This window comes from Altericista sp. CCNU0014, assembly GCF_044923475.1.
In the GTDB taxonomy this organism is placed as follows: Bacteria; Cyanobacteriota; Cyanobacteriia; order Thermosynechococcales; family Thermosynechococcaceae; genus JAAURS01.
Map to the genome: position 1 here is coordinate 2,282,131 of NZ_CP137338.1, position 17,716 is coordinate 2,299,846.

Genomic DNA, 17,716 nt, shown 5'->3' on the forward strand with positions numbered 1-17,716 from the left:
TCAGGTGTACCATGAATAATTCTTCAAAACTGGCGATCGCCACGACGTTCCTGCTTCTGTTGGTTCTATTTTTCAATCCCGTGGTCCCGATCGGCCCAGGGGAGCGCGGCGTTGTGACTCACTTTGGGGCGGTAGAGCCCACGCCCCTCTCCGAGGGACTGCACATTGTGGTGCCCGTGCGCGATCGCGTTACCCGTCTCGACGTCAAGGTGCAAAAGCACGAGGTGCCCGCCAAGGGATCTACCAAAGATCTTCAGGACTTGAAAGCAGTTTTTGCGGTCAACTTTGCGCTCAAGCCGGACATCGTAGCCCGTACGTTTCAGCAGCAGGGCAATCTGAGCGAGATCGTAGAGCGGATCGTTGCGCCCCAGACTCAGGAAGCGTTCAAGACGGCTGTGGCCCAATTTACGGCGGAAGAATCGATCGTGAAGCGACCCGAACTGAAGGATAGTTTTGACGCGATTTTAGGAGAGCGGCTGAACAAGTACGGTATTGAAGTCTACGACACGAGCGTTGTAGACATTCAGTTTTCGGCGGAGTTTGCCCAAGCGGTGGAAAGCAAGCAGGTGGCGGAGCAGGAATCTCAGCGGGCGGTCTATATTGCCCAAAAGGCGGAACAGGAGGCCCAAGGACGCATAAACCAAGCCACTGGCGAAGCTGAAGCGCAGCGATTGTTACAGCAATCCCTAGACCCGAATATTCTCCGCAAGCAGGAGTTGGACAATCAGCGGTTGGCGATCGAGAAGTGGAACGGTCAATTGCCAAATGTGAATTCCGGCGCGGTCCCTTTCCTCAATCTCAAGCCTCAGGATGAGAGAGCGAAAGCTTAATGTAAAGAACTCAGTAGTGTGCCAGCAATTGTATGGGATGGTCGTTGCGCGCGTTTGATGAAATATTGATGAACTGAAACCTGTCTCAGAGTCGATTGACTTGCTGCGTTCTGGGCATCCATTGCAGTCTGCCTAGTTGCCCTACAAACAGTTCTGCCTCGGGTTGCGCGTTTCCTTCTACCCATTTTTGTTTCTGTCGCCGATAAAACGTCAGCAACTTTTCCGGCGAAGGATCTGGATGGGCTGCAAAAAACTCGCGAATTTCTGCGGTGCGCGCGCGACCTTCTGGCCCGCACTCCAGACGATCTACCCAGTGACAGGAAAGATTCGCACCGTTGGAACGGAAATCTGCGATCGCCGCTTCAAATTCCATTTTTTTTGCTCGAGCAAAGGCTGAAGCAAGCAACACCACCTGAGGAGAAGACATCCGCAACAGATCGAACGTCCAGCAGGGAACCACCGACCCTTCCTGCGTTTGCTGCAATACCATCGGAAACGGATCGCGGACGGGAAACCCCTCAGAAAATGTTTCTAAAATGTCCTGGAAGGGAGAATTTGGAATGAGATAAACCCAAGAATCGTGTTTCGACATCGTTGGCTCCTCGTAAAAATAAACGGGTGTCGTGCTGCCTTACCTTGTTAGATCGTGCTGATAGCCTTTTTGCGTTGGTACGGCACTGGAACGGCGACACTTGACCAGTTCGTAATCGACTAAACCATCTTTGAGGGTGATAATTCGCTCTGTTTGGTCGGCAATATCGGGTTCGTGGGTGACGATGATGATGGTCGTCCCCTGGCGATTGAGGTCGGTCAGTAAGTCCATCACCTCTTGAGAAGTCTGGGTATCCAGCGCTCCCGTTGGCTCGTCCGCCAAAATCAGGGCGGGATGGTTGGCCAGCGCGCGGGCGATCGCCACGCGCTGCTGCTGTCCGCCGGACAGTTGGTTGGGGCGATTGTAGAGGCGATCGCCCAGGCCCACGCGGGTGAGGGCTTCGGTGGCGCGTTGTTGGCGCAAGGCAAGGGGAATATTGGCGTAAACCATCGGCAACATGACATTTGCCAAGGCCGTGGCACGACCGAGCAGATTGAATTGCTGAAAGACAAACCCAATGCGCTGGTTGCGAATATAGGCCAGCGCATCCTCTGAGAACGTTGCCAGATTACTACCCTCTAACCAATACTCACCAGAGGAAGGCCGATCTAAGCAGCCAATGATGTTCATAAGCGTTGATTTACCAGAGCCAGAAGTTCCCATAATGGCAACATAGTCACCTCGTTCGATGGTTAAATCGATCCCTTTGAGGACAGGTACTGCAATCTCTTCTAGTCGATAGGTTTTGTAGATATTGCGGAGGTCAATAAGGCTTGTCACGCTCAAATTCCTCGCGTTTGGGTTGCAGTTGTCATGTCGATAGCTCCAGAAGAATGAAGTTCGTTCGAATGACGGGGGATTCAATCGCTCCGTAACGCCACGATTGGGTCGAGTTTGGCGGCACTGCGCGCTGGGACAACCCCAGCAATGAGCCCCACTGCTACGGAAATTCCAAATCCTGCTGCCACTGATTCCATCGAAATAATCAGTGGAAATTTGAAGGCTGCCGATGCGATCGCTGCAATTCCAATCCCGCTGCCAATCCCAATTCCACCGCCAATGGTCGAGATCAAAATCGCTTCAAATAAAAACTGGCTGAGAATTGCCGATTGGGTCGCGCCGATCGCCTTGCGAATCCCGATTTCCCGCGTTCGCTCCACCACCGATACCAGCATGATGTTGGCAATTCCGATGCCGCCGACGACCAGAGAAATTCCGGCGATCGCCACAACCATTACTGAAAGTAAGCTCAAAACGGTCGTAAACGTTTGGATGATATCGGCCTGATTGGATACGCTGAAATCATCGGATTCATTCGGACTAATATTGTGGAGCATCCGCAGTAGATTCGTGACCTGAAACTGCGCCGCTTCTAACTGTGCTTGGTTTGCTGCCTTAACGTAGATACCGCTCACGGAAATTCCAGTCAGAGCATTGTTACCGACCAAGCGCGCCGATGCAATGGTAAGGGGAAGATAAATCGCATCATCGCGATCTACCGGGCCTTGAGACCCCTTTGTTTCCATCAAGCCAATGACTTCGTAAACCTCGCCCTTAATCCGAATTTTGCTGCCAGTGGGATCGACTCCTTCACCAAATAAGGTTTTTTGGACGGTTGGACCCAAAACAGCGACCTGCCGAGCGGTCTCTAGTTCGTCGGCATTGAAAAATCGCCCCGATTGCGGGTAAGTATTGCGGGCATCGGGAAAATTGAGATCGGTGCCGTAGATTGTGGTCAGCGTATTGCGATCGCCGTAGACAACCTGAGCCCTCTGCTGGAGGTAGGCCCATACCACTTGGGCTGCAGGCACTTGGGCTGCAATTTCCTTCGCATCGTCCCAGGTTAAGGTGCTGCTCGAACCTTGCCCCTGGCTGATGTTACCGCTTTTGGAGGCTCCAGCCATCACTTGCAGCACATCTGTACCCAGGGCGCGAAATCGATCGCCCGTCGATTTACTGGCACCTGCCCCAATTGAAGTAATACTGATGACAGATGCAATCCCAATAATGACCCCTAGCATGGTGAGACCCGATCTCAATTTATTGGTCCACAGTGCATCTGCGGCCATGGCTAGAATTTCTATCGTGGCAACTTTAGATTCGGTCTTAAACTCAAGATCTTGCACGCTCTCATCCCCTCAGAACTTATCTAAATCTCTGCTTGAAGCAACAATTTTCTAACGCCGATCGAGGGTTTTATTGGTTCCTAGCATCGGGTGGAAACCCGGACGACTTAGGTCGTTCTCCAGGCGGAAACGTTAGCAAGACCGTTTCGGCTTCCTGCAAACCGGACTTTACTTCTGTTCTGTTTTGAACCGTAACGCCTGCTTCAATGGGGACAAATTCAGGCTTGCTAGAGGAAGTAACGCGATAGACCCCTAACTTCCCGTCTTGGCGCGCCACTGATACCGTCGGTACGGTCAAAACATCGGAGAGCTGTCCGATCTGGAAGTCGGTAACTACATTCATGCCGGAGCGCAATAGCATCTGGGCATTGGACAGCAAGGCTACATTGACCTTAAAGCTAGTCACATTCTGCTGAACCGTTGCCTCAGCCGCAATTTGCAAAACTTTTCCGGCAAAGATTTTGCCAGGAAATGCATCGGCCTTAATTTTGACGTTTTGACCCAGGCGGATTTGCGCGATATTTGCTTCCGCAATGTTCGCTTCCACCTGATTGATGGAGGCAAGGGTGACAATCGAATTTGAGGCCGCGCCAGAGACTGTACTCCCTGCAGTTGTTGGCGTTACAAATGCGCCTGGGTCTGCAAATTTCTGAGTAATCAGTCCGTCAAACGGTGCCCGCAAAACCGTATCTTCAAGCTGAGTCTGGATGGTTTTGAGCGCGCCGCGCGAAGCAGTGACTTGAGCGCGGGCTTGGTCGATGTCTGTAGCGCGGTTCCCAGCACGCTGCAACGAGAGTGATGCCTGTTTTTGCTTGACGATCGCCCTCTGCTGCGCAATTTGTTCGGGACGAGTCCCAATGCGTTGCGTTCTCAAAGCTTGTTGTCGTTCTAATACATCGGCCCGAGCCTGATCCAGGGCTTTACGCTTCAGATTCAAATCCGAGCGAGAAATGGCTCCTTGGCTGTACAGGGATTGATTGCGATGGAAGTCATCTTGTGCTTGGCTGAGGACCGCCTGAGCGCTGTTGAGCCGCGCCTGGGCTTGGGCAATATCTTCCGGTCTATTGCCATTGATTAGCTCCTGCAAACTGGCTTCGGTCTGCGCCAATTCAGCCTGCGATCGCTCGATTTCCTGCGACCGATTGCCCTCAATGGATTTACGAAGTGCTGCCTCCACCTGCGCCAAATTTCCTTGGGCTTGCAGCAACTGCCCTTGTAAGTTGGAGTCGTCCATGTAGGCAATAATTTGTCCCTGTTTAACTCCATCGCCTTCTTTCACCAATAAACGTTTTAGGACACCTGCATTTTTGGGGCTGATGTTAATCGAGCGCTCGGCGGCAACGGTGCCATTGGCCGAAACAGTGAGCGTCAAGTTCGTTTTTTGAACCCGCGCGTTAGGGAGTCGATTCTGTTCGGCTTGGCGAGGCAAGACGACCCATTGGCGAAATGCAACATAGCTCCCACCGAGCGCGAGACCGAGAACGAGCAATAACCCCCATCGCGCGGTTTTCAGGTAATGCCAGAGCTTAAAGCGAAAGAGTCGCGCAATCTGAGACCCAGCAAGAATCGAGTTGAGAGCGATAGTTCGGACTGAGAGTGAGCGTTGCTGTTCCATGAACTGTGCGTCTCTTTAAGAAAGATCCTCCTTTTTAGAAGGAGTTAGTTTGGTTTTGTATTTTGTGTGAAAAAAGCCGATGTTGCCAGTGCGAAATACCCTCTGAGGGAACTCAACAGGCACAACTGCATCATCGACACTGCAATCTTATCGATGGATGCCCCGTCGGCACATGGATCGATCTGTCTAAAGTGCGATCGCTTCAGGTCCTATTTATAGTCCGATTGGTACTACGTCAGGTCCTAGTCAGGTCCCAGAAATTGCATTTCGGAAATAGGACTCTCTTCACTGGCAAAAGCCTACCTTCCGGGACTACAGTAGAGTTTCGACCCTTCTTAGGCAGACGATTATGGCGATGTTTTCAAGCCGTCGCATTTTGCAGTTCAATCGCAAACTAAACGCTCTGCTCGAGTCTCTTCCTATTTCAAACTTAGGAAGCACGGCTCCGTCTAGACTGCTGCTCAACTTGGAATGGCTGCTGCTTGGCTTTTCGGTACTGACAATGCTTTTAACGGCATCCTTGGTTGACAGCACCCGAATTGTTTTACTCAGCCTATTGGGAGTAGCGGCAATAGCCGGAATGCGGCTGAAGTGGCCAAGAGATAACTTATTTTACAAAATCTTTTACACGGTCCTTGAGCTAGGATTTCTCATTACGTTCTCTGTGATGGATAGCGCGCCGCCCGTGATGCCGTTACTAGGGCTGGTGATTGTGATTCGGGGATGTCAGATGTTCGATCTGACCGGGAGATTGGTGGTCTCCTTTGCCACGTTTGCCGCATTTACCCTAACGATACTTCAGCGCAACAGTCTCCCTACCATGCTGGTTAAGGCGATTGACCGACAAGCAGCAATGTCGTCTCTGACCTCCTTAAATGAGGTGATATTGACCATAAAACTCAATGCCGCCCTTTCGTTTGGGCTGGCTCTGGTTTTAGTGATGCTGCTGATTAACGCTCTCTTAGAGGAACGCCAAAGTCGCGTAAAGTTGACGATGGCCCTCGATCGCCTACGTCAATACTCTCTTCGAATTGAGGATCAGTCTGCGCTTCAAGAGCGCAACCGTATCGCTCGTGAAATTCACGATTCTTTAGGACATACTCTAACCGCTCAAAGTATTCAACTCGATAGCGCGCTCTTCCTTCAGCGTTCAAATCCCCAAGAAGCTAGCGTTTTCCTTGAAGAAGCGAAGCAACTCTGCAAGCAGGCGCTTCATGAAGTAAGGCAATCAGTGGCAACCCTCCGGACAGATCCGCTTCAGGGCAAGTCCCTAGAACATCTGATGAGGACTCTGCTTCAGGAGTTTCGGGCAACGACGACCATTGAACCGACCTGTATGCTGAGTCTGACGCTACCTCTGCCGCGCGAGGTTATTTCTGCGTACTACCGTGTTTTGCAAGAAGCTCTCACCAATATCATTCGCCATAGTGCTGCTTCTGAAGTGATTCTCAGCCTTGTGACCCGCGATCGCCTATTGCATCTCCAGATTCAAGATAATGGTAAAGGCTTCAACCCCGATCAAAACTCCACCGGATTCGGTATCCAAGGCATGAAAGAGAGAATTGCTGCCTTAGGCGGACAGTTTAATCTCTCCAGCAGTCCTGGCGAAGGCTGTCTTATTGATGTCAAAGTCCTTCTCGCGATCGATGTACTCCCATGATTCGATTGCTGCTGGTGGACGATCAAAATATCGTCAGAAAAGGGCTGAGGGTTCTTCTAGAGGCTCAGGCTGGCTTTCAGGTGGTGGGTGAGGCGGAGAATGGCAAACAGGCGATCGCCCAGGTTGAATCTCTCCAACCCGATGTGGTGTTGATGGACGTACGGATGCCAGAAATGGATGGAGTTGCAGCCACGCAAATTATTTTTCAACAGTTTCCAAAGACGCGAGTGCTGGTGTTATCCACCTTCGATGACGATGACTATGTAGTGCGAGCAATGCAGGGTGGTGCGAAGGGATATTTGCTGAAGGATTCTCAAGTTGAAGAACTGGCTCAGGCGATTCGGGCCGTTCATAGCGGGTTTACGCAGCTAGGGCCAGGGCTATTTGATAAAGCCGTGGCCCCTATACCACAACCGCTTCAGCCCCTAACATTACCGCCAGAACTGGCTGAACTGACGCGCAGAGAGCGAGAAGTATTGTGTCTCATTGCCGATGGTGCAACCAATCGAGAAATTGCTGAATTACTGTTTATCTCGGAGCGCACGGTCAAAAACCACGTTACCAGCATTCTGAGTCGGCTCAATCAACGCGATCGCTTACAGGCAGCCCTATTTGCCAGCCCGTTTATTCCGCTGATCAGGCTTTAGTAATTCGTTACCTTGAATGTTCTCTGCTTCCTTCTATCCATTTTTGCTTTGTGCGGCCTTCGCGCTGTCAGCTAACCGACCGTCTTCCATATAGACAATGCGATCGGCGATATCTAAAATTCGGTTGTCGTGAGTCACCATCAAGATGGTACAGCCTTGCTCTTTTGCCAGTTTCTGCATCAGTTCCACCACATCGCGTCCCGATTGTTTGTCGAGGGCGGCAGTGGGTTCGTCTGCCAGGACAATTTTGGGCGCAGATACCAGGGCGCGGGCGATCGCCACCCGCTGCTTCTGACCGCCGGAAAGGTCATCTGGGTAGTAGTGCAGGCGATCGCCTAACCCGACTTCCTCAAGGATGGTTTGCGATCGCCCTAGCATCTCTGCCACGCTCAGGTCTGAATGCAGTTCCAGACCCATGCGGACATTCTGGAGAGCGGTCAGGCTGCTGTGCAGGTTGTGGGCCTGAAAGATATAGCCGTGACGGCGACGCGCTTGGGTAAGCTGGGCTGCACTTGCGCCGTGGAGTTCTCGGCCTAGAATTTTGAGCCTGCCAGACTGCGCCGATCTCAACCCGCCCGCCAACGTCAGTAGCGTGGTTTTGCCAGAACCGGAAGGCCCCGTCATGATAATGATTTCGCCTGCATGAATCTCTAGGCTGATGTCGAACAAGACTTGTTTGCGGAGCGATCCGCGACCGAAGTAGTGATCGAGATTTTGGATCTCAATGACTGGAAGGGTCTCTGTGGCTTGAAGTTGTTCGGCGAGGGCGACGAGGTTCATAGGTCAGTTGGGCTAAACAACTAAAACATATCGGCAGGGTCGGCGGCTTGGAGTTTGCGGGTGGCGATCGCCCCTGACATCGCGCACATCACCAGGGTTAGCACCAGCACCAGCGCCACCCGCGATAGGGTCATGAAAATGGGGAGTGCAGTTGCGTTGGCCGCTAACTGGTACAGCACCAAAGGCAACCCCACGCCAGGAATAAAGCCCAGAACGGCTAAAATGATGGCTTCTTCAAAGACAACGCCGAGCAAGTACCCGTTGTTGTAGCCCATCGCCTTAAAGGTGGCATACTCTTTGAGGTGGGCGTTGACGTCTGTAGATAGGACTTGATAGACAATCACTACGCCTACAAAAAAGGCCATCGTCGTTCCCATTCCGAAGATGAACCCGATCGGACTTTGGGTTTTCCAGTAGTCTTCTTCGACCCTGACGAGTTCGGCATGGGTCAGCACTTTGACGTCATTGGGCAGGTAGCTTCGCAAGGCAGCAGCGACTTGTTGCGGATTTGCTCCAGGCTGAAGCTCGATGAGGCCCAGGCTGATGCTGCCTGCTTCGCGTCTGGGGAACAATCGCAAAAAAGTTTGATCGCTGGTCAGGAGCGTTCCGTCTGCTGCAAAGGAGGAACCCAAGGTAAACAATCCCGCAATCTGAATGGTGCGGCGCTCGACTTCCGTGGTGACGGATTGCCCTCGCTCAAAGGCAGCGATCGCCTGTTCGTACTCTCCGCGCGTGGTGCGGTCGAACAACACCCGATCCGGTAGCTTGATGGCTTCTAGGTTTTGGTTTGCTTCCGGGAGGTTAAACGCGGGCTGGTTCGGGTCGAACCCGATCGCCTGCACCTGTCTTTCTTGACGGGTTTGCGGATTTTTCCAGGTAATCAGGTTGGAGTAGAGCGCTGAGGCCGATTGCACCCCCGGTACGTCTAAAGCTTGATACAGTCTGCGCCGCGAAAAGGTGGAGAGAAACTGCATGTTTCGCATCTGCGGCCCTACTAGCACTAAGTCCGCTTGCAGCGATCGACTCAGGCGGGTGTTGCTATCGTAGAGCGCGTTCTGAAAACCGAGCTGCATGAACATCAGTACGTCGGCAAAGGCAATCCCTGCCAGGGCCACGAGCAGGCGACCTCGGTCGTGGCGCAGTTGGAGCCATCCCAAGGGCGTTCGGTGTTGGAGTAATTTCAGAAATGGATTCATAACTCGATGGCCACCTGAACTTGCAAATTCGTGAACTTGGCTGCTTTGCGACTCGACTCCGCATCCAACGCCACATGCACTTCCGCCACGCGAGAATCGATATTGGCGCTCGGATCTGTGTTGATGACGTTCTGGCGCTGAATTTGCCAGCCCGTGCGGGCGACGGTTCCCGTCAGTTCGCCGGGAAGGGAATCGCTGGTGATGCGGGCTTTTTGCCCTACTTTGACCTTGCTGAAGTCGCTCTGGTACACTTCTGCAACGGCATCCATGTTGCGGTTTTGGCCCAGTTCTACAATGCCGTCGGTTGAAGCAACAACTTCGCCCGCGTAGGTGTGAATTTTCATAATCGTGCCGTCTTGGGGTGCTTTGACGGAGGCTCGGTCCAGGTTGGCTTTGGCTTGCTTGGCAGCGGCGGTCGCCCGGTCCACTTCCACTTCTGCCACTTGCACGTCCACGGACCGCACTTCTCGAATCTGGTCTAAGGTTGCATTCGTTTGTTGCACCTGCTGCTGTCCGGAGGCAATGGTGCGCTGGAACTTAGTTTTAGCTTGATCGAGCGCGCGCTGGGCGGTTAGGTTGATGCGGTTGAGTACTGCTTGGGCTTCTTCGACTTGTTGTTGGGCGGTATTGAAGGCGAGCCGTTTGCTGTCTAGCTCGGATTTCGAGATGCCGCCTTGGGCTTGAAGCCGTCGGTAGCGCTCGAACTCGACTCGTGCGTTGTTCCGCGCTGCCTGAAGGCGACGAATCGCGGCTTCTTGAGACAGGCGATCGCCATCCCACTGAGCCTGCACCCGCGAAATTTCATCGGCTTGAGAGGCGCGATCGTTTTGGAGTTCGATTTGGATCTGTCGCGATTTTGCCGCTTGAGCGTCAATTTCTCCCGATTTTGCACCCGCTCTAACCTGTACGAGCTTTGCTTGAGCGAGCCGCACCTGTGCTTCGGCTTCGTCAAAGGCCGCCTGAAGCCGATCGCGATCGTCCAAAATAGCAATGATTTGCCCCGCTTTAACGCGATCGCCCTCTTTTACCAAAAGCCGCTCCACCCGATTGCCGTTGTTTGAGGTTGGTGCAGACAGCTTGATGACGGTTCCCCTCGGCTCTAGCCGTCCCAACGCCGTAACGGTCCTGGGTTGGATTTGAACGGGCGCGTCGACCGTCGAGCGCACCGCTGGTGCTGCCTCGCGCTGGGAAACATACCATCCCGTTCCCGCCAGACCGATGGCCCCGGCAATCGCCCAAGTTCTCCAAGATCGTTGCAACGCTGAGATCGAAGCCTTGAGCTCTGCTGCACTGTGCGCCATAAACACCTCCCGTCTCCGAGCAAAACTAAACCGTATAGTTTACTTGCATCTCAACTAAACTAAACTGGGTAGTATAGTTATGTCAAGCCGTTCGGCGATCGCATTTTGCGCGATACTTCAAGATATGGAACAGCTCGCAATTCACAGTCCTGGTCGTCAGCTATCGCCTGAAAAAGCAGAGGCTATTTTAGGCGGAGCCATGCAAGAATTTTTAGCTTGTGGCTATGCCGCCACGAGTATGGATCGCGTTGCGGCGACGGCGGGCGTCTCCAAGGCAACGATTTACAGTCATTTCCAAGACAAAGAAGGGTTATTTAACGCCCTGATCCAGCAGCTCGTTCAAAAGAAGTTTCGGTCGATTTTTGGACCGCTAGACGATCGAGCGCTTCAGGGAGATCCGGCTGCCGTGTTGACCCAAATCGCGAATAATGTCTTGGATTCGGGGATGGGAGATCCCCAATACGTCAATTTTATGCGGTTGATTATGGGCGAGTCGGGACGCTTCCCCGAGCTAGCCCGTACCTTTGTACGCAATCTTGAAGCTACGGCCTGTCAATTTTTTCGGCAATACCTGAACGATAATGCTGAAAGGCTTCATTTGCCGGATCCAGAGGCTTCGGGGCGCATTTTTATCGGGGCGCTCGTACATTATCTGATCGTCCAGGAAATGTTGCACGGGAAAGATATTATGCCAATGGAACGCGATCGCCTGATCGATAGCCTCATTTTTCACATCTGCCCTAAGCAGATTTAGTTTTGTTTGCGCTTTAACTAGCGCGATCGCCTCTTAAAAGAGATTGCTCCTGTTTACTAATAAAGAGTTAAAAAGATTTTCTGCTAATTCTTTGTGGAGTTGAAATATGATAAAATTCGCTCTATTTATGTCTCTAATTTTACAAAGATGATTGACCACGATCGATTGTTTAAGGAACTACTTTCTACGTTCTTCGTAGAGTTTCTGGAACTTTTTGTGCCGCAGATTGCTTGCAAGATCGATCGAAACTCAGTCCAGTTTTTGCCTCAAGAATATTTCTCTGACCTGAATGCTGGCGAGAAGAAAATTATCGACTTATTGGCTGAAGTGCAGTTTGAAGGTCAAGCGACGGGATTTCTCATTCACGTTGAAAATCAAGCTGCTTCCGAAGCGGATTTAGCAAGACGCATCTTTTTCTATTTCTCATTGCTTCACAAAAAATACTTGAAGCCGATTTATCCAATTGTTGTGTTTTCGTTTGACGAACCGTATCGGGAGGAGCCACATCAGTACCAGATCGAGCTTGAAGGGTTAAAAGTTGTTGAGTTCAATTTTCTGCCCATCCAGTTGAATCGCTTGAATTGGAGAGATTATCTCAACCAACAGAATCCCGTTGCAGCAGCATTAATGTCAAAAATGCGGATTGATGCCAAGGATCGATCTCGGGTAAAGGTGGAATGTTTGCGGTTACTGGCAACGCTAAAACTAGATCCAGCCAGAACGCAGTTGATCTCTGGATTTGTAGATACCTATCTGCGCTTGAATCAGCCTGAGGAACAAATATTTCAAATGGAACTGAGTAAACTGGAAGAGAGAGAAAAGGAGGATGTTATGCAAATTGTGACGAGTTGGATGGAGCAAGGCATCGAGCAAGGCATCGAGCAAGGCATCGAGCAAGGAGAGCGATCGCTCATCCTTCGCCAACTCAACCGCCGTGTGGGTATGCTGAATTCTGTGACGGAAAACCAGGTGATGAATCTATCGTTAGCTCAACTTGAATTGTTGGGAGAGGCGCTGCTCGATTTTTCAGGGATGGACGATCTACAGGATTGGCTGCGATCGCAAAACTTGTCCTCTAGAGAATCCCACTAAGCTTTGCTATAGACATTTTGCAACCGATCGCAGTTTCTGAAATGATGTGAGCGATTGCGTTTTCCTTAAATGTTACCTTTATAGGTGGATGCCCATCCGAACAGTTTGCGGAGTTTTTGAGAAGGGTTGAACTTAAATACCTGTTGGCCGTGACCTTTGCGAATATAAAAGGTACCAAAGTTTTTGAGCGTTACGCTTTCACAACGCTTCAGGGAATTGTAAATTTCATCAAGAACTGTATCAAAGACAAGATCGACCGTTTTACGGTCTAGTCCAGTTCGTGCAGATATGTTCTGAACAAGATCTTCATTCTTCATAGTCTTTGAGTTCGTTGATGGTTGATGCCTCAACTTCATCTGCTGAGGATATAAAAAGTTCGGGTCTAAGCTATTTTTCATTCTTATCAGCCTTGGGCTGCAAACCTGAGCCTCCTTGAGGAGGAGGGGGTTTTTGGCCTGATTCAGGCTTATTTTATTTGCTGTAAAAAATAAATCTATTGTTATAAAAATTCATGCTATTCAAACAGTCTAGCGACTGGATACGTAAAACCTGGTAGCAAAGGACTGGTCACATCATCTCCTGGCAAAAGCGTAACTGTTAGAGAGAGCGTAGTCATCTCTCGACGATATAGCTCCACCTGTTTCCCTAGCCAGTCAATAATCCAATACTCCCGCACGCCTCGTGCTGAATAGAGACGGAGTTTCAAATCCTTATCTCGTCTCGTATTTTCAGCTCCTGCCGACAACACCTCCACGATTAACTCCGGTGCAACTGTTAGATGCCCAGACTCATCTAATCCAGTAGCCAAACGCTCCTTGCTAATCCAAACCACATCGGGGATTACATTATCGGCATCGGAAAAAATCAGACCCGGTGCAAACGCCGTCTCTCCTAACTTAGTTTCCAAAGACCAGTCATCCAGCGCTGAATAGATCCGCCCGCCTGCTTTCTGATGTTTCCAATGGGGTGCCCGCGTCACAAGCAATTCTCCATCTACAATTTCATAGCGTCGATCGCCTTCTGGCAACAGCTCCAGATCTGCCGTCGTCCAGCGAATTTTTTCAGTGACAGGCTGATTCATGGTCGCCCTCGCAATTTGATGCTGACTTTATTCTATTACCCCGGTCTCTTCAAGAAGAATGATTGGTATATTCCAAATCGGTTGATCGAGATACCCTCTGAAGTTGCCGTTCTAGGGCTTTGAGGATCGTTAACCCTACTGGAATGCTGCCCACCAGCATCAGCCAATAACCATTCGCGAGACCGGGGGGCCGATCCATTGCGGCACCGCCCAAGGCTGGCCCAATTAAATAGCCGATCGCCCAACATTGAGAATTCAGCGAGAGATAAACGCCGCGCAAGGAATCGGGAGCTAGGGCAACGACCAACGCAGAGGCAGTCGGCGTATAGCTTGCCATGGCGATCGCCATCAGTCCCAGCGCCAGTACGGCCCAAATCAAGCCACCTGCTGGGGCCACCCCGCAGATCCAAATGAGCCCAAAACCCGTGCCCCAAAAAAATATTGAAATCATCAGCCCCCGAGCATAAGAATAGGGCTTTAGCCATCGCGCGATGGGAAGCTGGAATAAGATCGCCAGACCTAGGTGCCATGCAAACAGGGTGCCGATCGTCAATTCGCTAAATCCCAATCCTTGACGCGCAAAATTTTTGAAGTATAAGGGCAGCGTGCTGTTAATTTGCGCGAGGTAGGTGGTGATTAAAATATTGACGGCAATGTAGATGAGGAAACTGCGATCGCCCAGTGCGATCTTCCAACCCTTCAGTCCGGTATGCTGCTTTTGGTTGGGCTTGATGGTCTCAGCGATGAATGCATAGAGAATCCCGAAAAAAATCAGAAAAGATAGGCCATCGGCAATCAGTAACGCACGGTAGGCGTGAGCCAACGCAATCAGGACGCTGCCCAGAACGACACCTAACCCCAGCCCGATGCTATCTGCCAGTCGGGTGATGGCATAGGCTTCTCCTCGTTGTTCTAGAGGACTGAGGTCTGCAACCACGGCTTCAGTGGCCGGCCAGTACAGCCCGATGCCCAGCCCCATCAGTAAGTTGCCCAGCACCAATGCGACGAGATCGTTGGCAAAGGCTAGCGCAAAGGAACCCAGGCTAGAAATGAGCATTGAAATCAGCAGCGTGCGCCGTCGTCCCCACGCGGGGGAGTCGATCGCGGCACCGCCCCAGAAGCGACCTACCATGCCTGAAAGGGATGCACTGCCTAGGGCGGCTCCTACGGCGGTTGCCGATAGCCCGACTTCATTGACAAAGAAAATTGGTAAATAAAAGAGCGTGAATCCCGTGCCGACCTGCGAGAGGAGTCGGCCCGCCGCTAAAATCCAAATGGTGCGGTTTAGGTTAGGAAGCCAGCGCAGCAAGTTCAAACGGGATTTCTCCTAATAAGGCACGATGGAAATTGCTTCGCTATGCAACATTTAACTCGAGAGGATCTTTAAATGCGATCGATGCTCATCACCGATCTAGACAATACGCTAGTCGGAAATCTAGGGGCGCTGAATCTCCTCAATGACCGATTTATTCAGGCCAGACAGCAGCAGGAAATGCTTTTAGTCTACTCAACCGGGCGATCGCTTGCATCCTACCGCCACCTTTGCACGATAACACCTCTCCTGATGCCGGATGTTTTGATTACTGCGGTAGGCACGGAAATTTATAGAGGCAGTTTGGAGCCGCCCGATGCGGCGTGGTCTGCCCAACTCCAGCAAAGCTGGGATAGATCGCTCGTACGGCAGCTTGCAAAGCAGTTTGAGACGCTGCAACCTCAACCCGACTCAGAGCAGCGTCCCTTCAAGGTCAGTTATTTTTTGGACGCAGCAGACGCCTCCCACGTCATCGCGGAACTCTCGGAAGCGCTGCGAGCGCAGGGGTTATCCTGTCAGCTGATTTACAGTGGCGGTAAAGATCTGGATATTTTGCCTGAGGGGGCGGATAAAGGCAAAGCAATGCAGTTTGTCCAAGCCCAGTTCGAGATTGGCGATGCCCACACGGTGGCCTGCGGCGACTCGGGCAACGATATCGCGCTGTTTGGCAAGAACAAAGGCATTATCGTCGGTAACGCCCAACCCGAACTGCTGAGCTGGCATTCCCAAAATCCTGCATCACATCGATATCTAGCCACCGCACATTATGCTGCCGGGATTTTAGAGGGCCTGGCTCATTTTGGCGTTTTGTTGGGTTGAGAGAACGTTCGGCTCATCTCTGCCACCAAGGTTTCTTCAGGCTTGGAAACAATTGAATTGCTTGCTTCAGTAATTCGTCCACAATCTCAACAGGCGGCAAAAGTCCGTCTAAAGCGATCGCATTTTCTTCTGTCCCGATCGGTTCAAAAGCCTCAATTTGACTGTCGATCGTTTCCGCCTTCATGTAGTGATTCGCTCTAGTTTTCAGCCTTCGCTCTAGTTCTGACTTTGGGACGTTGAGCCACACGAGCTGCACGCGTCCTGGCGATCGCAGTTGCGTCCGATAAGATGCTTTCAAGGCAGAACAACTGACGACGATCTCTCGGTTTCGCGTGACGGCTCGGCGAATATCCTCCTCCATTTCCAGCAGCCATTGGTGACGGTCTGTATCGTTGAGAGGTTGCTGGGACTGCATTTTGAGAATGTTCGGCAACGGGTGACGGCGATCGCCCTCTAGGAAGTCGCACTCCAACTGCTCCGCCAGCAGCCGACCGATCCGCGTCTTTCCCGACCCCGCTACCCCCATCACGATCCACACCAACGGGCAGTCCTTCATGCGCCTTTTGCTCCCGTGCTAAAAATCTAGCGGCCCAACTTATTGGGAACGTCCCCGCAGCCGCCCGGAATCGTCCCTCGCGTTTTGGAGCCGCCCCAGGCGCAGCAGTAGTATCTCTGTTCTTGCGAAAGATTTTTGACCTGACTGAAGTCTGCGCCTTCGATGACCGCTCCGGTGTAGGCTCCGGTGCTGTAATTGGGCGGATTGATACGATCGCGCGGGCTGGCTAGCTCCACATCGCCGTGGAAAAAACAGGTTCGGGAAAGATCGGCCTGTCTGAGGTTGGCTGCCAACAGCAGCGCTCGGGAAAGGTTGGCACGGGTGAGGTCGCAGGCGACCAAGCTAATATTGCTGAGATTGGCTTCGCTGAGTTCGGTGGAGCGCAGGTCGCTGTTGGAGAGATCCGTCCCGCTCAGCATATTTGTCAGGTCGATGACCCGCACGCCGTACTCGATATCTTCTTCATAGCCGCCCAGGCCGTCAAAGATCGGACGACCGAGACGGCGATCGCGTTTTAGGGGCGTCAGCAGTTTTGCGCTCGACAGAAATCGAATGATTTTGGCTTTCCCCTCGCTATCCAGTCCCGTCAAAATGGCAGCCGTGCGGCCTTCGGCGATCGCCCGTTCTGGGGGCCAGTCTTCTAAGAGTCCGTCTTCGTCGAGGATGAGATCGGAAATGCCTTGGAAATAAGCGTCGATGGTTTGCTGCTGGGTGATGCGGTTTTGTTGGCTGGTCAGGTCTTTAGAAATCACGTACTGCCGCCATGCCACGTAGAGCGCCAAAAACGCGACCAAAATTTGGCCGAGCGCTCCAAAAGTTTCGCCAAGCGCGCCGACAGCGTCCCAGTTGATAGCGCGATCGCTGGGGGCCAGCCGATCGGTAACGCCGCTAAACTGGAGCAGCCCGATGAGGCTAAAGATGGCGATCGCCCCTGCCGCGATTATCGTTTGGAGGGGACGGGGAATCCATTCGTTGGCGGCGGCCTTGAGGACGGGCCAGAGCACGCGGCCCGTAAGGGCGATCGCCGCCAGGGCTGCTGGAATCCCCAGCCAGGGAATGCGGAAAAAGAGGGCAACGCTCAGAACGACAGCGGCAGCGGCAGCACTGGCTAGAACGGACCGCGCATCGAACCCTGCACCGTTGAGGTATGCAAAGGCTTTGGATCGATAGAGGGGCGCTAAGGCTGAGGGAAGGTCTTCCTTAACGCTTGAGTGAGGGGCGTCTTCTGGGTTTTGGGAAGCGGGCGGAATCGGATTGTTCATCCAAGTTTTAACGGTAGTGTCCTAAATTCGATCGGATGCGCGAGTGCTGCAAGTCATGTGTAGCAGTGGCAGATACATTTGGCCTAATTGCCG

At 52.1% G+C, this 17,716-nt stretch carries 18 protein-coding genes; 6 read left to right on the top strand and 12 right to left on the bottom strand.

The window, feature by feature from the left end:
- Positions 1–11: 11 nt before the first annotated feature.
- On the top strand, positions 12–830 hold the full coding sequence (locus R6H26_RS11085) for a prohibitin family protein (protein WP_404790508.1): 819 nt from the start codon (positions 12–14) through the stop codon (positions 828–830).
- Positions 831–915: 85 nt separating this feature from the next.
- Here the strand turns inward: R6H26_RS11085 and R6H26_RS11090 are convergent, their stop codons facing one another.
- The 4 genes from R6H26_RS11090 to R6H26_RS11105 all read right to left on the bottom strand — a co-directional run bounded on the left by R6H26_RS11090 (position 916) and on the right by R6H26_RS11105 (position 5,163).
- On the bottom strand, positions 916–1,422 hold the full coding sequence (locus tag R6H26_RS11090; protein ID WP_404790509.1) for a hypothetical protein: 507 nt from the start codon (positions 1,420–1,422) through the stop codon (positions 916–918).
- A gap of 39 nt (positions 1,423–1,461) precedes the next feature.
- Positions 1,462–2,202 carry an ABC transporter ATP-binding protein gene (locus tag R6H26_RS11095; protein ID WP_404790510.1) on the bottom strand — a complete coding sequence of 247 codons (741 nt, stop codon included), beginning with the start codon at positions 2,200–2,202 and terminating at the stop codon, positions 1,462–1,464.
- Positions 2,203–2,282: 80 nt separating this feature from the next.
- On the bottom strand, positions 2,283–3,548 hold the full coding sequence (locus R6H26_RS11100; protein WP_404790511.1) for an ABC transporter permease: 1,266 nt from the start codon (positions 3,546–3,548) through the stop codon (positions 2,283–2,285).
- Between the two features lie 70 nt (positions 3,549–3,618).
- Positions 3,619–5,163, bottom strand: a complete 1,545-nt coding sequence (locus R6H26_RS11105) for a biotin/lipoyl-binding protein (protein WP_404790512.1) — start codon at positions 5,161–5,163, stop codon at positions 3,619–3,621.
- Between the two features lie 349 nt (positions 5,164–5,512).
- On the opposite strand from R6H26_RS11105, the gene R6H26_RS11110 reads away from it, so the two are divergent.
- Both R6H26_RS11110 and R6H26_RS11115 read left to right on the top strand, forming a co-directional pair.
- Positions 5,513–6,823 (top strand): sensor histidine kinase, encoded by a 1,311-nt coding sequence (locus tag R6H26_RS11110; protein WP_404790513.1) that lies wholly within the window; start codon positions 5,513–5,515, stop codon positions 6,821–6,823.
- A complete protein-coding gene (locus tag R6H26_RS11115) occupies positions 6,820–7,470 on the top strand; it encodes a response regulator (RefSeq protein WP_404790514.1) in 651 nt (216 codons plus the stop codon). The genes R6H26_RS11110 and R6H26_RS11115 overlap by 4 nt, the downstream gene beginning before the upstream one ends.
- A gap of 33 nt (positions 7,471–7,503) precedes the next feature.
- On the opposite strand, the gene R6H26_RS11120 is transcribed toward R6H26_RS11115, so the two are convergent.
- From R6H26_RS11120 to R6H26_RS11130, 3 genes are read right to left on the bottom strand one after another with little or no spacing between them, the layout of a single operon-like run.
- Positions 7,504–8,250, bottom strand: coding sequence for a DevA family ABC transporter ATP-binding protein (locus R6H26_RS11120; protein WP_404790515.1), 747 nt, complete (start codon positions 8,248–8,250; stop codon positions 7,504–7,506).
- Between the two features lie 20 nt (positions 8,251–8,270).
- Positions 8,271–9,446: an ABC transporter permease DevC gene (gene devC / locus R6H26_RS11125; RefSeq protein ID WP_404790516.1), complete on the bottom strand. Its 1,176-nt coding sequence runs from the start codon at positions 9,444–9,446 to the stop codon at positions 8,271–8,273.
- Positions 9,443–10,747 (bottom strand): efflux RND transporter periplasmic adaptor subunit, encoded by a 1,305-nt coding sequence (locus tag R6H26_RS11130; protein WP_404790517.1) that lies wholly within the window; start codon positions 10,745–10,747, stop codon positions 9,443–9,445. The genes devC and R6H26_RS11130 overlap by 4 nt, the downstream gene beginning before the upstream one ends.
- Before the next feature lie 79 nt (positions 10,748–10,826).
- Here R6H26_RS11130 and R6H26_RS11135 point away from each other — a divergent pair, with 79 nt between their 5' ends.
- Positions 10,827–11,501 (top strand): TetR/AcrR family transcriptional regulator, encoded by a 675-nt coding sequence (locus tag R6H26_RS11135; RefSeq protein ID WP_404790518.1) that lies wholly within the window; start codon positions 10,827–10,829, stop codon positions 11,499–11,501.
- Positions 11,502–11,648: 147 nt separating this feature from the next.
- Complete coding sequence (locus R6H26_RS11140) at positions 11,649–12,593, top strand: Rpn family recombination-promoting nuclease/putative transposase (protein WP_404790519.1); 945 nt, start codon at positions 11,649–11,651, stop codon at positions 12,591–12,593.
- 65 nt (positions 12,594–12,658) lie between these two features.
- On the opposite strand, the gene R6H26_RS11145 is transcribed toward R6H26_RS11140, so the two are convergent.
- The 3 genes from R6H26_RS11145 to R6H26_RS11155 all read right to left on the bottom strand — a co-directional run bounded on the left by R6H26_RS11145 (position 12,659) and on the right by R6H26_RS11155 (position 14,989).
- Positions 12,659–12,991 (bottom strand): HU family DNA-binding protein, encoded by a 333-nt coding sequence (locus R6H26_RS11145; protein WP_404790520.1) that lies wholly within the window; start codon positions 12,989–12,991, stop codon positions 12,659–12,661.
- Positions 12,992–13,107: 116 nt separating this feature from the next.
- Positions 13,108–13,674 (bottom strand): Uma2 family endonuclease, encoded by a 567-nt coding sequence (locus tag R6H26_RS11150; protein WP_404790521.1) that lies wholly within the window; start codon positions 13,672–13,674, stop codon positions 13,108–13,110.
- A 49-nt stretch (positions 13,675–13,723) separates the two neighbouring features.
- Positions 13,724–14,989: an MFS transporter gene (locus R6H26_RS11155; RefSeq protein WP_404790522.1), complete on the bottom strand. Its 1,266-nt coding sequence runs from the start codon at positions 14,987–14,989 to the stop codon at positions 13,724–13,726.
- 81 nt (positions 14,990–15,070) lie between these two features.
- On the opposite strand from R6H26_RS11155, the gene R6H26_RS11160 reads away from it, so the two are divergent.
- On the top strand, positions 15,071–15,805 hold the full coding sequence (locus R6H26_RS11160) for a sucrose-phosphate phosphatase (protein WP_404790523.1): 735 nt from the start codon (positions 15,071–15,073) through the stop codon (positions 15,803–15,805).
- Positions 15,806–15,818: 13 nt separating this feature from the next.
- Here the strand turns inward: R6H26_RS11160 and R6H26_RS11165 are convergent, their stop codons facing one another.
- Both R6H26_RS11165 and R6H26_RS11170 read right to left on the bottom strand, forming a co-directional pair.
- On the bottom strand, positions 15,819–16,361 hold the full coding sequence (locus tag R6H26_RS11165) for a gluconokinase (protein ID WP_404790524.1): 543 nt from the start codon (positions 16,359–16,361) through the stop codon (positions 15,819–15,821).
- Between the two features lie 26 nt (positions 16,362–16,387).
- Complete coding sequence (locus tag R6H26_RS11170; protein WP_404790525.1) at positions 16,388–17,623, bottom strand: pentapeptide repeat-containing protein; 1,236 nt, start codon at positions 17,621–17,623, stop codon at positions 16,388–16,390.
- Between the last annotated feature and the right edge of the window lie 93 nt (positions 17,624–17,716).

Coding starts and splice junctions, on each gene's coding strand:
- R6H26_RS11085 (WP_404790508.1), top strand. CDS start 12: ATGAATAATTCTTCAAAACTGGCGATCGCCACGACGTTCCTGCTTCTG.
- R6H26_RS11090 (WP_404790509.1), bottom strand. CDS start 1,422: ATGTCGAAACACGATTCTTGGGTTTATCTCATTCCAAATTCTCCCTTC.
- R6H26_RS11105 (WP_404790512.1), bottom strand. CDS start 5,163: ATGGAACAGCAACGCTCACTCTCAGTCCGAACTATCGCTCTCAACTCG.
- R6H26_RS11110 (WP_404790513.1), top strand. CDS start 5,513: ATGGCGATGTTTTCAAGCCGTCGCATTTTGCAGTTCAATCGCAAACTA.
- R6H26_RS11115 (WP_404790514.1), top strand. CDS start 6,820: ATGATTCGATTGCTGCTGGTGGACGATCAAAATATCGTCAGAAAAGGG.
- R6H26_RS11120 (WP_404790515.1), bottom strand. CDS start 8,250: ATGAACCTCGTCGCCCTCGCCGAACAACTTCAAGCCACAGAGACCCTT.
- devC (WP_404790516.1), bottom strand. CDS start 9,446: ATGAATCCATTTCTGAAATTACTCCAACACCGAACGCCCTTGGGATGG.
- R6H26_RS11130 (WP_404790517.1), bottom strand. CDS start 10,747: ATGGCGCACAGTGCAGCAGAGCTCAAGGCTTCGATCTCAGCGTTGCAA.
- R6H26_RS11135 (WP_404790518.1), top strand. CDS start 10,827: ATGTCAAGCCGTTCGGCGATCGCATTTTGCGCGATACTTCAAGATATG.
- R6H26_RS11140 (WP_404790519.1), top strand. CDS start 11,649: ATGATTGACCACGATCGATTGTTTAAGGAACTACTTTCTACGTTCTTC.
- R6H26_RS11145 (WP_404790520.1), bottom strand. CDS start 12,991: ATGAAAAATAGCTTAGACCCGAACTTTTTATATCCTCAGCAGATGAAG.
- R6H26_RS11150 (WP_404790521.1), bottom strand. CDS start 13,674: ATGAATCAGCCTGTCACTGAAAAAATTCGCTGGACGACGGCAGATCTG.
- R6H26_RS11160 (WP_404790523.1), top strand. CDS start 15,071: ATGCTCATCACCGATCTAGACAATACGCTAGTCGGAAATCTAGGGGCG.
- R6H26_RS11165 (WP_404790524.1), bottom strand. CDS start 16,361: ATGAAGGACTGCCCGTTGGTGTGGATCGTGATGGGGGTAGCGGGGTCG.
- R6H26_RS11170 (WP_404790525.1), bottom strand. CDS start 17,623: ATGAACAATCCGATTCCGCCCGCTTCCCAAAACCCAGAAGACGCCCCT.